This window comes from Bradyrhizobium sp., assembly GCF_030654605.1.
Lineage (GTDB): Bacteria > Pseudomonadota > Alphaproteobacteria > Rhizobiales > Xanthobacteraceae > Bradyrhizobium.
Window position 1 is genome coordinate 1 of sequence record NZ_JAURXB010000206.1, and the last position, 11,577, is coordinate 11,577.

Sequence of the window (11,577 nt, forward strand, 5' to 3'; positions counted from 1 at the left end):
AGGCAAGCCGGCCAGCGCGGCTGTCATCGCGGAGGCCGCAAGGCAGGCGAGTTCGGGCGCAAAGTCGTTGCCGATGACGGGCTACAAGCTCGATCTGCTGGAGGGCGTCGTGCACGATTTGCTGCAGCGGCTGGCGATGTAGGGTGAGCAAAGGCGCGCTTGCGCCGTGCCCACCGATCTTGCCGAACGATACAGATGGTGGGCACGCATCCGCGTGCGCATCGCGGGCGATCGCATCGAAGGCCGCGTTGGGCGGCTTTCGCTTTCCCCGGGGAAGGCGCTATCTGATGCTGGCCTGCGCCGGCCGCTCACGATTCGGAATCGAGCTCGTCGATGCGTCTGCCTCGGCCCAGGCCTGCGGCCTGACCCGGTCGCCCGGCGCGAACTTCTGAAACCCGTCGACGACCACCTGATCGCCGTCCTTCAGGCCATCATCCACCAGCCACAGGCCGTCCTGTGTGGAGCCGATGCGGACCGGCTGCAGTGCGACGCGGCCATCGTGCTTGACCACGAACACCTCGCTGCCGCCGCCGCCGTTGCGCTGGATCGCCTGTTGCGGCACCGCAATGGCGTCGGTGTCGATGCCCTGCTCGATCAGAACGCGCACATACATGCCCGGCAGCAATTCGCGCTTCGGGTTGGGGAATTGCCCCCGCATGGTCACCTGCCCGGTGTGGGCGTCGACCCGGGATTCCGAAAACAGCAGCTTGCCGGGCAAGGGATAAACCGTTCCGTCGTCCAGCACGAGGCGGATGCGGGCCGCGGATGGCGCGATGCGGTCGAGGTCACCCTCGTCGAACGCGCGCCGGAGCTTGTTCATCTCGGACACCGACTGCGTGAAGTCGGCGTAGATCATGTCGAGCTGCTGGATCGTCGCCAGATTGGCCTCGTTCCTGACGACCAACGCGCCTTCGCTGACGAGTGCCGCGCCGACCACGCCATCGATCGGCGCGCGGATCGTTGCATAGTTCAGATTGAGCCGTGCGCGCGCGACATCCGCCTTGCGTCCCTCGACTTCGGCTTCCGCCTGGCGCATCGCGCCGGTCGCTATCTCGAGCTGGGATTCGGGGACTACGTTGTCGCTTGCGAGCGTCGCGATGCGGCGCGCATGCTGGGCCGCCAGATCGAACGCCGCATTGGCCTTGGCCAGCGCGGCCTCACTGGCGCGCAATTCGACTTCGAGCGGCCGTTGATCGATTCGATAGAGCGGATCGCCGGCCTTCACGTCGGAGCCCTGCTGAAACAACCGTTCCACGACGATGCCGGATATGCGCGGCCTGACATCGGCAATGCGTGTCGCGGCAATACGACCCGGCAACTCGCGAACCAGGGCACGCGGCTTCGATTTCACGGTAACGACGCCGACCTTGGGGACGATTTCCGTTGCAGCTCTTGCCGAAGCGGGTTCGTCGCATCCGGCAAGAACGGGCGCAAGGCCCGCCAGCAGCAATGCGCCGCAAGCCAGCCGCAAGTGATTTGGCATTGGAATCATCCCCGGTTTCGTTGGTCCGCAATCTGCCCCGGCCGCTGCGGTCAAACTCGAATGTTTTTCTTAACGAGAAGTTAACATCGCGCGGGTTGCGCCATGGCGTTGTCCGCAGCTGCGCAATGTGCGTGCTTTGACAATCGAAAGAGAATTTTTTGGGCGGGGGCATCCGGACGACAGCGGAACACGCGCTATTCGTCCATGAACTCGTCTTCTTCGTCGACCTTGTCGTTGGCCTTGCGCCTCGCCGAAACACTTTTGCGGCTGCCGATCGATCCGGTCACGTAGGCTTCTCGCGAGGCGTAGGGGTTGCGCTGCCCGGCGCGGCCGGCGATCTCCTCGCCCGAGGTCGCAGCAGGCTGGCAGATGGTGCGCTGACTCTTGCGGCGCATCAGATCGACGTGGATGTGATCGTAGTGATAGATGTTGGAGCCCGGCGCCAGCACGGTGTTGAACTGCTGGCAGGCCGCAGCCTGGATATCGCGCAAAAATCCCTGCTCTTCCGGCATGCCCTTCCAGCCGTTCTTCACCGTGACGGTTCGTCCGTCGGCCAGCGTGAAGGCCGCGATATCCAGCGCGTTGCCGAAGGCGTGCTCGGAAATATGTGCGCGCGCATTGCCGTTCATGCCGCGGCAGGAGTAGGCGGAGATCTGCTTGATCTCGGTCACGCGGATGCCGAACCAGCGCATCGCGGCCGGCTGCACGGAATCGGCCAGCCAGCGATCGAGCGCCGAAACGATCGGACAGGCCAGCGTCGCGGTGGGCTTCATCACGACAGGACCGAAGGCCGCGACGGAATTGCCCTGCGCCGGTCCGAGCCGCGGCAGCGGCTGCGCGCTGGCGGGACGTTCCGAATACGGCGCGGGCCCACGATCCCTGGGATAGGCCGAAGGCGACGGATAGCCTCCCCGGCCAACCGGTTCCTCGGACGCGCGCGCGATCTCGTCTTCTTCCGGGGGGACGATTCCGGGCGCCGTCAATGAAATCGGACCGTTCGACGGCGCGCCATAGCCGCCCGGCTGGCGCATCGTGTTGTCGGGATAGGAGGATGGCGGTGGAGCAGCCCGAGGCGGCTGCGAAACCGGCCAGCGCGGGCCGTTGCCGATGGCGCCGGGCGGCCGCAAGTCGTCGGCAAAACCGAAACTGCCGATGCTTTCGCCGAGGGCGGCCACCTTGAGCGGATATTCCGCACCGCAGACCCCGGGCCCCGAGATCGGGTTGATCCGGACCAGTTCGGCGTTTTCTTTCACCGTCCCGGACTTCAGGCATGCCAATTCGGCCTCGGCCCGCCACGGTTCGCGCTCCGCGGACTGAAAAAATCCGCGGCCACAGCCCGCTAGCGAAACAAGGACGAAGGAGCCGACGAGATACAAACGAACTCCGCGCGTCATGCGCGCACGTTCAACGAATATATTTAAGGACTCTTCAACGCGTTGATTTCACAGTTCTTTAACCATGTTGCCGCCGTTCCATCCTGTGCACAGACGCTAATAGTGCAGCAAGGCTGACTTTTTGCGCCGGGAACGCTTTGCTAGCTTTTGGAGTTGAGCGGGCAGTGACATAACGACGGAGATTTCGCGATGACCTTGCTGGGTCCCTGGGTCAGCAAAGTGAGCGTTGTTACCGCGTATGCAGCCATCGCCTTTGTTGGCGCCATCGTGCTCGGGGTGTTCTAGGCCCCATTACCACAACCGAATGAATCAGCGCCCGGGGGTCAGGAGCAATCCAGCCGCCGGGCGTTTTCATGCGAAAGCGCGACGTTTCTGCTTCGCTGTCGAAAATTTCAGCAAGCTTGCACTCACTTTTGAAAATTCCGGCGGGAACGAAAACCCTTGTTCCCGCGTAGCGTTCACGGCTGGATACAGGGGAAAATCACCGTGATAGGCAGGCTGTATTTCGCGCGTCAGGCGGCGACGCTTCTCAAATTCGCCCGATCAACCGCAAACCCTGACCTCTCGGCTGTCCTGATCGAAAAGGCGGTTGAGCTCAAATCGCGCATCGACGGCGGCGATGCGGCGGATCGGAGCCTGAGGGCCCCCGATGTGGAACCCGAACAGAACAGCGGGTTCCGCCGTCCGGCCCGTGGTCGCCCCTGAATCAATGCGGCCTCACCAGCACTGGATGCCCGCGGCTACGATCGCGGCTCCGGCGAGATTTGTCGCGAAGTAATCAGCCGCTCCGGCCTGGTGACGATCCGGCTCCAGGTATTCCCCGAACAATAAAACCGTCCGAGCGCGCAGGCTTCGACCCGCAGCGCGTTCGGGCCCTTCAGCGCCATGGTGCCGTAATAGGTATCGCCGCTGTCGTGGCTGTAGACGTTGCCGGTCCATTGCGAGCCGGTTTTCGGCTTCATGTTGACCAGCACCGCCTCGCCCTTGTCGCTGGAGGATGATTTGAGCGCATAGCCGCACAGCGCCTTTCCGCAGCGCTCGATGCGAACCGCTCCCCTGCTGCCCTCGCTCTGCCAGTCGCCGACAGGCGTGTCGGCCGGATCGTCTTCCACCTGATGCGAAACGCTCGATACCTGTGACACGGTGACCGCCGGTGGCCGGACCACTTCGGCCGGCGGCGGGGGCGGTACCGGCGGAAGTGCATTTGGCGGCGCAATGGCGGGCGGAGGTGGGGCAACATCCTGCGTCACGGCGGCGGCCGGCTTGAACACCGTCGGTGGCGGCGCGGCGACGACGGCGGGATTGCCCGGAGGCGGAACGACCTGAATCGGCGGCTGCACGGCGGCCGGCGTTTTCACCGGCTCGGTCACGTCGCGATCATCCTCATCAAGGCGATCGCGCCAGCGGCGCGACTGATAGATGCCCGGAATAGAAACCGAAACGCATGACGGGGAATGGCAATACCGGGGCGCCTCGATACGGATGCGGTGTCCGCCGACGACGAAGGAAAACGTGTTGCCGGCATTGGCAGATGAACTGAGCAGCATCAGCACGATGAGAAAACAGAATCTCTTCATCGCAAGCCTCCCAAGGCGTGTCCCGAATTCGGTGCGGAAAACTAGCGCCCGCGCCGCGGCACCGAATGTGATTTGAATCACCGTGCCAGAATGTCTGGCGCAGCCGGCCACCTGGGTGACGCAGATCACGGAAGGCGGCTGTCGGCCCGCATAGGGTCCGGGCAAGTTCACAAGCCCGCTGCACCAGGAGGCTCACATGAAAAAACTCTTGATACTCGCCGCGCTGTTGATGGCGACGACATCGGCCCAGGCCGGCAATTCGATTTCCTTCCAGATCGAGGGGCACAAGATCCGCATCGAAGCGCCGAGAAATTGCGACTCGCTGTCCTGCATCAGGATCTCGGCACCCAGTATTTCCGGCTCCAGCTTCTCAGGCTCCAGCCTCGGTAATTTCAAGGGTTTCAAGTCGAAGGGCTCCGGCGACGATGCCGAGGTTGCCGCGCCGGCGCCGACGGCAGCACCGGCCGCGCCCGCCCCGGCTCCCGCCGCTCAGGCGCCGCAGCCGGCGGGCCCCGTCGCCAGCACCGCACCGGTCGCAACTCCCGCGCCGGCCGCGCCGACGACGGTGGCGACCGTCTCGCCCGCGCCATCCGTCGCCGTCGAAGCGCCTCCCGCTCCGGCAGTTGCCCCGATCACCGCACCGCAGCCCGCTCCGGCCGCCGCGGCGCCGGCACCAACCACCCCGCTCGGCATCTGGGCCACCGAGGAAAACAAGGGCAATGTCCGGATCGAGGAATGCGGGCAGAACCTGTGCGGCTATGCCGTCAAGACCGGCAAGAAGATCCTGATCAACATGAAGCAACAGGCTTCCAAATGGACCGGCACGATTCACGACCCCGACAGCGGCCGCAATTACGACTCGACGATCGCGATGAAGGGCACCAACGCGCTGCGGGTTCAGGGCTGCGCCTTTGGCGGCATGTTCTGCGGCGGCCAGACCTGGAAACGCGTCAGTTAAGAAATCGGCAACCGTGCTCGTCATTCCGGGATGGTGCGCCAGCACCAGACCCGGAATGACGGTTAACGGCAGCGATGAAACAAATCTCAACGCGACGAAACCAATTTGCGGGTTTGACGCAAACGTCCTGAAACAGATGCCGGGTAGTTTCTTGCCAGGGAAACGCCGGGGACCGGCGCGTGGCTTCTGAAAACTTACGTTCATTGACTTGGGCGCTCACAAGGGGACATCAATGACTTCCACTGGTTCGAATTTCGGCGGCTGCAAATTGCTGGTCGCCACCGTATTCGCCTTCGGCATGCTGACGACGGCCTCGCTGGCCCACACGGCGGAGCAGGAGCAGATGTGTGCCAGCGACGCGATGCGGCTGTGCAGTTCGGAAATTCCCGATGTCGACCGCATCACCGCCTGCATGCACCGGCAGCGCGCGGCGCTGAGCGACGGCTGCAAGGCCGTCTTCCGCAAGGAGACGCCGGCGGCCACTCCCGTGAACTACACGCCATCGAAGCCCGGCAAGCCGATCAACCTGGCGCCGGCCAGGGTGAAGTAAACACGCGGTCGATCGCGGCATGAATTCAATGGCCCGCCGGCTGCTCCGGCGGGCTTTTGCTTGTCCGCACCGATTCCGCGCGCTATTCAGCCGCGGTTCAGCCGTGCCGCTCTTTCAATGTCGGGACTGTTCAATCATGAACGGCCTTGTATTCTGCAGGCCCATCTCCGGTCGGAATCCATCGTGACAGCGCATCGTTTCCCGGTTGCAGGCTGGCTGCTCTGTTGTCTGGCGCTGGCCGGCATGCCCGCGGTCGCGGCAGACGGTGTGAGCGAGCCGGCCAGGCTGGCGCAGGCCGTTCAACCGCAGGCACAAGCGGCACCGGCGGCGCCCGGCGCCAGCGCAGACGCGCAAGCTCCCGAAGAGCCTATCGGCAACGTGGCGACGGTGGTCGGCAACGCCACGGTGACGCGCAACGACGCCGCGATCCCGTTGAAGGTCAAGGACGAGATCTATCTCAACGATCTGGTGCAGACTTCGGCGAAATCGTCGCTCGGCATCACCTTCAACGACGCCACCACCTTCAATCTCACCGCCAACGCCAGGATCACCATCGACACCTTCGTCTACGAGGACGGCGGCAAGAACAACGCCGCGTTGTTCGAGGTCGTCAAGGGCACGGTGGCGTTCGTCGCAGCCTCCGTCGCCAAAACCGGCGACATGAAAATATCGACGCCGACCGCGACGCTCGGCATTCGCGGCACCTCCGGCGTGGTCGAGGTGCCGGAAGACGCCTCCGCCACCGGCCGCAACAACGTCGCGGTCAAACTCTATCCGGATGCGGACGGCAAGGTCGGGCGGATCGAGGTCGACGACCGCGCCGGCCTGCGGCTCGGCTTTCTCAGCCAGGGCGCCAGCGGCTTCACCATCCGCGCAGGCGCAGGCGGCGCGCGCTTTGCCGCGGTGCCGCTGACGATTTCGCCGCAGCAGATTTTGCGCGATCAGGGATTCGTGCGGCAGGTCCACTCGACGCAGAATCTCGGACGCCGGGTGGTCAACGAGCACCGCGCGTTCCGCCGCGCCAATCCCGGGGTGGTCAATCCGAACCGGCCCAACCGGTCGGGGCAGCCAGGCGGGCTGCGGCCCAACGGACCGCAGCGGCAGAACAATTTGCAGAACCGACCCGGACAGCAGCAACAACCTGGCCTGCCCAACCGGCAAGGCTTGAATCGGCAAGGCTTGCCACAGCGCGCAGGTTCGCCGGCGCAGCCGGGCGTGACCGGACGGTCGGGCCTGCCGCCGCGGCCGAATCTTCAGCAGCCCAATGTGCAGCCGCAACCCGGCATCCGGCAGGGTGTGCCCGGCCCGCTGCGGCCGGGATTACAGAACCGGCCCGCGTTGCAGCGGCGACCGGCCGCGCCGGCAAGACGACTGCCGCGGGAGATTCGCTAGCAAGGAGTCGCGGTGATGGATCAGACGGCGCGGCGCAGCCAGTCCCGCACTTTCTGCACCAGGCTGCGCCGGCCTTGAGCCGTCCTGAACGCATCGTGGTTTTCGGTTTCAAGCGCCGGCGCCGGGACCGCCGCGGCTCCCTCCAGCGCCAGCGGACCGACATTGGCCAGAAACGCGCGCTCATAGCCGCGCGAGAGCCGTTCAACGGCCAGGTCGAGCGGCAGCCAGTCGACCGCCTTTACATCGCGCATCAGCGCGTGGACTTGCCCGCCATGGGCCTCCATCCGCCAATAGTGCACGACCTTGGAACCCCGGTTGGACTCGTAGACCAGCGTACCCAGAAATTCGTGCACGGAGACATCGTGCCCGGTCTCTTCCAGCACCTCGCGCTCGGCGGCGGCGCGCGGCGTTTCGCCGTCATCGAGCTTGCCCTTGGGAAGGACCCACTCGTTGCGTTTGCGCAAACGCACCACCGCGAACAGCGGCGTGCCCCCCTGCCGCAGCACAATGCCTCCCGCGGCCAATACAGGCGCCCGCGCCATCTTGTGTCCCAATTTTGCGATTTCGAATCCGGTCTCGATCGTCCGCTATATAGTGACTTCAGTCGGCAAAATCGAGATCAGTGCGATCAGCAGGACCGCACCGCCGATCGCCGCATCAACGGCTGGCCGGCAAAAATCCGCGCGGAGTCCACCACGTTGTCGCAGAACTCGAAATGATCGGGCGCCAGCACGATGATCGTCGAGCCGTGCTCGAACCAGCCGAGTTCATCGCCCTTGCGCACGCTGGTATCGCAGGGGAAAACGGTCGGCCCGCGGCTTTGCGCATTGAGCGTGAGGTCGAGAAAATGCAGCCGCAGGCTCGCGACCAGAATCGCGGCCACCGGCACCAGCGTGAGCGCCTCGCCGGTTGCCAGCCGGGTCTGGATCACCGCGCGTTCGTTCCTGCAGAACAGCCGCTCGACCCGCTTCAGCGCAATCGGATTGACGTTCCAGACATCGCCATGAACGAACGTGACCCGCTCGATCCTGAAATCATGCGGCGCGTGGAAGCGATGGTACATGCTCGACATCAGGCGCAGCGTGATGAACCGGCCATTACGGTGCTGCTCGACCAGTGCGGGATCGCCGAGCAGGTCCTCGAGCGAGTAAGGCGCGCCCTTGATCTGGAACAGCTCGGTATCCTGGATCCGGCCGTGCGCGCCGATGATGGCGTCGCACGGGCTGACCACGACGGCAGGATCGGGGTCGACCGGCCGCAGCCCTGGGCGCAGCTCGCGGACAAAGCAATCATGCAGGCTCTTGAAGCTGGTCTTGCGCGCCTCGCTGAGGTCGAGCTCGGAGAACAGCCGCCAGCACGCGATCGACATGTCCCTTACAAGCGGGTTCTCGATCTTGCTGAACCAGCCCATGAACCGGGTCAGGGCCGCCCGCGGAATCCGGTTGGTCAGCAGGAAATTGAGGTTTTCCTGCTGGGTCAAGGCGGAGATCAGGCCTCGCACTGTCATGATCCTGTCAGCTGGACTGGTTAGCGCTGGTGGCATGGATTCGCCTCTCCCGATTCTCGCCCTGTCCGCGGTTGCGATAACCGGCGCCGCGACAGTCTTCCCAAAATTGAATGCCCGGCTGGCGCTTTCGCGGGCCAAGCACCGCTCGCTGACGGGACATTCCAAGATGTCGCGCATGGTCGCGCGGCTGGTGCCGTTCTACGAATTCGGCATCGATGATTTCTTCCGCTCGGACGGCGCGCCGGCAGAAGTCGCGCTGCAGCGGCAGGACGGCTTCTTCAAGCTGGCGGCGCTCTACAAGGAACGCTTCCCCGAGGGCCGGCAGATGACGCTGCAGGCCGCCGAGAAAATCTCCGACCTGCAATTCACCGAAGCCTACCGCGTGCCGTTCCAGTACAGCCGGCTGGTCCGCGAGCATCTCGGCACCAGCGCCTTCATGGCGTCGTCGGCGGGAGTCACGGTCACCGACCCCGACGGCAACATGTTCTACGACCTGACCGGCTCGTACGGCGTCAATATCTTCGGCAATGATTTCTACAAGGAATGCATTGCGAAGGCCGCGGCGCGGGCCCATGCACTCGGCCCCGTGCTCGGTTCCTATCATCCCGTCATCACCGACAACGTCGCGCGTCTGTGCGCGATTTCGGGGCTCGACGAAGTCTCGTTCCACATGTCCGGCACCGAAGCCGTGATGCAGGCGGTGCGGCTGGCCCGCTATCACACCGGCCGCTCGCATCTGGTGCGCTTTGCCGGCGCCTATCACGGCTGGTGGGGCGACGTGCAGCCCGGCGTCGGCAATCCGATCTCGCCGCACGAGACCTATACGCTGGCCGACACGTCGGAGAAGACGCTGCATGTGCTGAAAACGCGGCGCGATATCGCCTGCGTACTGGTCAATCCGCTGCAGGCGCTTCATCCCAACGCCGGCGCTCCCGCCGATTCCGCGCTGGTCGACAGCTCGCGAAAAGGCCATTTCGATCGCGCGGCGTACGGCGAGTGGCTCAAAGCCCTGCGAGACGTCTGCACCGAGCGCGGCATCGTCCTGATTTTCGACGAGGTCTTCGTCGGCTTCAGGCTCGCCGTCGGCGGCGCCCAGGAATATTTCGGCGTCCGCGCCGACATGGTGACCTACGGCAAGAGCCTGGCAGGCGGGCTTCCCGTCGGCGTGGTGTGCGGGCGCAAGGACCTGATGCGCCGCTACCGTGACGACCGTCCGGTCGACATCTGTTTCGCGCGCGGCACCTTCAATTCGCACCCTTACGTCATGACGGCGATGGACGAGTTCCTCACCCGTCTCGGGGATCCAACCTTCCGCAGCGTCTATGACGGGCTCGACGAAACCTGGAACACGCGGGCGCGACAGCTCAACGAAAGACTGGCCGCACGGGATCTGCCGGTCCGCGTCGCCAACATGTCGTCGATCTGGATGGTGCAATATACCGAGCCGTCGCGTTACAACTGGATGCTGCAATACTATCTGCGGGCAGAGCAGCTGGCATTGAGCTGGGTCGGGACCGGTCGTCTGATCTTCAGCCTGAACTATACCGACGCGGATTTCGCCGAAGTCGCCGACCGCTTCGTGACCGCGGCGGAGAAAATGAAGCGGGATGGCTGGTGGTGGCGCGACGCCGCGCTCACCAACAAGGCGATCCGCCGGCAGATCCTGAAAGAGATGATCACGCGACGACGTTCGCGGTGAACGGACGGCTTCTGCCCTCTCTGTCATGGCCGGGCATAGCCGTCTAAGGACGGCGTCGCTTCCGCTCGCCTATGCCCGGCCATCCACGTCTTCCCTTGCTGTCGTACTGCCAGGACGTGGATGCCCGGCACAAGGCCGGGCATGACGAGTTTCCGATACAAGGCGTCGATCGAATTCAAGCATTCAGGCGCGATTGACGTGCTTTTCGAGGCCGGGATCGATCAACTCGCCCTTCAGCAGGTACAGCGGTGACTTGTAGTACAGTTTGAGGTCGCTGAACGGGTCGGTCAGGATCTTGGTCATCCATACGAGGCCGGTCTCGACGTCGCGGATGAAGAACAGGTGCACGGTACGGAACAGCAGTCCGCCGATGCCGATCGCGAGCCAGACCTTGGCGACCTGGCGCATGAAGTCGGCCGGTGAGCTCCAGGGTGCGAATATCCCGAACAGGGTCGGATCGACGAACAGCACGACAGGCGACACCGCCCAGATCGTCATCAGGACGATCTTGCGGTTCAGATTATAACCGACCTTGATTTCTTCCTTGTGGTCGTGGGTCGCGTCGTTGACGTGATCGTAACCCTTGGGCTCGAAGAAGAAGTGACCCGCCTGCCGCGTGGTCATCGAGACCAGCCAGCCGATCAACGCGGCGGCAACCGGATCGACGAACAGCAGCGCATACGCAATCAGAAAGCTGGCGGCACTGACAAAGTGCAGGCTCTGGTTAATGCGACTGTGGTGGTAGTAACGATGGTCATCCCACCGCTGCGTTCGCAATTGTTCGCGGAAGTTACTGATCATGGTCTCCCCCAAAATGTAGGTCGATTGTGTTTACCGAGATTCGATGTCCGGCATGTGACGACATCATAATGACATGTGACGTCTCACAACAGCAACGCAGCTGACAACCTGTGCGCGCGCCTACGCGGCCGCCGCCGCGACGTCAGTCTTGCGGAAGCGAATCAGCGAGAAATGGCCGAAGGGCGGCACCGGGCGGCGTTCGATCAATTCCATGCC

Annotated in this window: 11 protein-coding genes; 5 read left to right on the plus strand and 6 right to left on the minus strand. The window is 64.1% G+C overall.

Annotation, left to right across the window (positions count from 1 at the left end; all coding sequences use genetic code 11):
- Window positions 1–280: 280 nt before the first annotated feature.
- Together Q7U29_RS18940 and Q7U29_RS18945 are read right to left on the minus strand one after the other, a co-directional pair.
- Window positions 281–1,483: an efflux RND transporter periplasmic adaptor subunit gene (locus tag Q7U29_RS18940; RefSeq protein ID WP_304743893.1), complete on the minus strand. Its 1,203-nt coding sequence runs from the start codon at window positions 1,481–1,483 to the stop codon at window positions 281–283.
- A gap of 194 nt (window positions 1,484–1,677) precedes the next feature.
- Entirely contained in the window at window positions 1,678–2,877 is a 1,200-nt protein-coding gene (locus Q7U29_RS18945; protein WP_304743894.1) for an extensin family protein, read from the minus strand.
- 441 nt (window positions 2,878–3,318) lie between these two features.
- Between Q7U29_RS18945 and Q7U29_RS18950 the strand changes: the two genes are divergently transcribed.
- Window positions 3,319–3,582: a hypothetical protein gene (locus Q7U29_RS18950; protein ID WP_304743895.1), complete on the plus strand. Its 264-nt coding sequence runs from the start codon at window positions 3,319–3,321 to the stop codon at window positions 3,580–3,582.
- Between the two features lie 35 nt (window positions 3,583–3,617).
- Here Q7U29_RS18950 and Q7U29_RS18955 read toward each other — a convergent pair whose 3' ends face one another.
- The gene (locus Q7U29_RS18955; RefSeq protein WP_304743896.1) at window positions 3,618–4,454 is read right to left on the minus strand and encodes a DUF2147 domain-containing protein; all 837 of its coding nucleotides are present in this window, start codon (window positions 4,452–4,454) and stop codon (window positions 3,618–3,620) included.
- A gap of 196 nt (window positions 4,455–4,650) precedes the next feature.
- Between Q7U29_RS18955 and Q7U29_RS18960 the strand changes: the two genes are divergently transcribed.
- The 3 genes from Q7U29_RS18960 (at window position 4,651) to Q7U29_RS18970 (ending at window position 7,354) form a co-directional block, all read left to right on the plus strand.
- A complete protein-coding gene (locus Q7U29_RS18960) occupies window positions 4,651–5,412 on the plus strand; it encodes a DUF2147 domain-containing protein (protein ID WP_304743897.1) in 762 nt (253 codons plus the stop codon).
- A gap of 232 nt (window positions 5,413–5,644) precedes the next feature.
- Window positions 5,645–5,962 carry a hypothetical protein gene (locus Q7U29_RS18965; RefSeq protein WP_304743898.1) on the plus strand — a complete coding sequence of 106 codons (318 nt, stop codon included), beginning with the start codon at window positions 5,645–5,647 and terminating at the stop codon, window positions 5,960–5,962.
- 183 nt (window positions 5,963–6,145) lie between these two features.
- The gene (locus tag Q7U29_RS18970; protein ID WP_370691783.1) at window positions 6,146–7,354 is read left to right on the plus strand and encodes a FecR domain-containing protein; all 1,209 of its coding nucleotides are present in this window, start codon (window positions 6,146–6,148) and stop codon (window positions 7,352–7,354) included.
- Window positions 7,355–7,374: 20 nt separating this feature from the next.
- Here the strand turns inward: Q7U29_RS18970 and Q7U29_RS18975 are convergent, their stop codons facing one another.
- Both Q7U29_RS18975 and asd read right to left on the minus strand, forming a co-directional pair.
- The gene (locus Q7U29_RS18975; RefSeq protein WP_304743899.1) at window positions 7,375–7,896 is read right to left on the minus strand and encodes an NUDIX hydrolase; all 522 of its coding nucleotides are present in this window, start codon (window positions 7,894–7,896) and stop codon (window positions 7,375–7,377) included.
- Window positions 7,897–7,982: 86 nt separating this feature from the next.
- A complete protein-coding gene (gene asd / locus Q7U29_RS18980) occupies window positions 7,983–8,861 on the minus strand; it encodes an archaetidylserine decarboxylase (protein WP_304743900.1) in 879 nt (292 codons plus the stop codon).
- A gap of 34 nt (window positions 8,862–8,895) precedes the next feature.
- On the opposite strand from asd, the gene Q7U29_RS18985 reads away from it, so the two are divergent.
- Window positions 8,896–10,560, plus strand: coding sequence for an aminotransferase class III-fold pyridoxal phosphate-dependent enzyme (locus Q7U29_RS18985; RefSeq protein ID WP_304743901.1), 1,665 nt, complete (start codon window positions 8,896–8,898; stop codon window positions 10,558–10,560).
- Window positions 10,561–10,743: 183 nt separating this feature from the next.
- On the opposite strand, the gene Q7U29_RS18990 is transcribed toward Q7U29_RS18985, so the two are convergent.
- Window positions 10,744–11,361: a hypothetical protein gene (locus Q7U29_RS18990; protein ID WP_304743902.1), complete on the minus strand. Its 618-nt coding sequence runs from the start codon at window positions 11,359–11,361 to the stop codon at window positions 10,744–10,746.
- Window positions 11,362–11,577 lie beyond the last annotated feature (216 nt).

Bases quoted from the DNA above. Each gene is read 5' to 3' on its own strand.
- Q7U29_RS18940 (WP_304743893.1), bottom strand. From the start codon at position 1,483: ATGCCAAATCACTTGCGGCTGGCTTGCGGCGCATTGCTGCTGGCGGGC.
- Q7U29_RS18945 (WP_304743894.1), bottom strand. From the start codon at position 2,877: ATGACGCGCGGAGTTCGTTTGTATCTCGTCGGCTCCTTCGTCCTTGTT.
- Q7U29_RS18955 (WP_304743896.1), bottom strand. From the start codon at position 4,454: ATGAAGAGATTCTGTTTTCTCATCGTGCTGATGCTGCTCAGTTCATCT.
- Q7U29_RS18960 (WP_304743897.1), top strand. From the start codon at position 4,651: ATGAAAAAACTCTTGATACTCGCCGCGCTGTTGATGGCGACGACATCG.
- Q7U29_RS18965 (WP_304743898.1), top strand. From the start codon at position 5,645: ATGACTTCCACTGGTTCGAATTTCGGCGGCTGCAAATTGCTGGTCGCC.
- Q7U29_RS18975 (WP_304743899.1), bottom strand. From the start codon at position 7,896: ATGGCGCGGGCGCCTGTATTGGCCGCGGGAGGCATTGTGCTGCGGCAG.
- asd (WP_304743900.1), bottom strand. From the start codon at position 8,861: ATGACAGTGCGAGGCCTGATCTCCGCCTTGACCCAGCAGGAAAACCTC.
- Q7U29_RS18985 (WP_304743901.1), top strand. From the start codon at position 8,896: ATGGATTCGCCTCTCCCGATTCTCGCCCTGTCCGCGGTTGCGATAACC.
- Q7U29_RS18990 (WP_304743902.1), bottom strand. From the start codon at position 11,361: ATGATCAGTAACTTCCGCGAACAATTGCGAACGCAGCGGTGGGATGAC.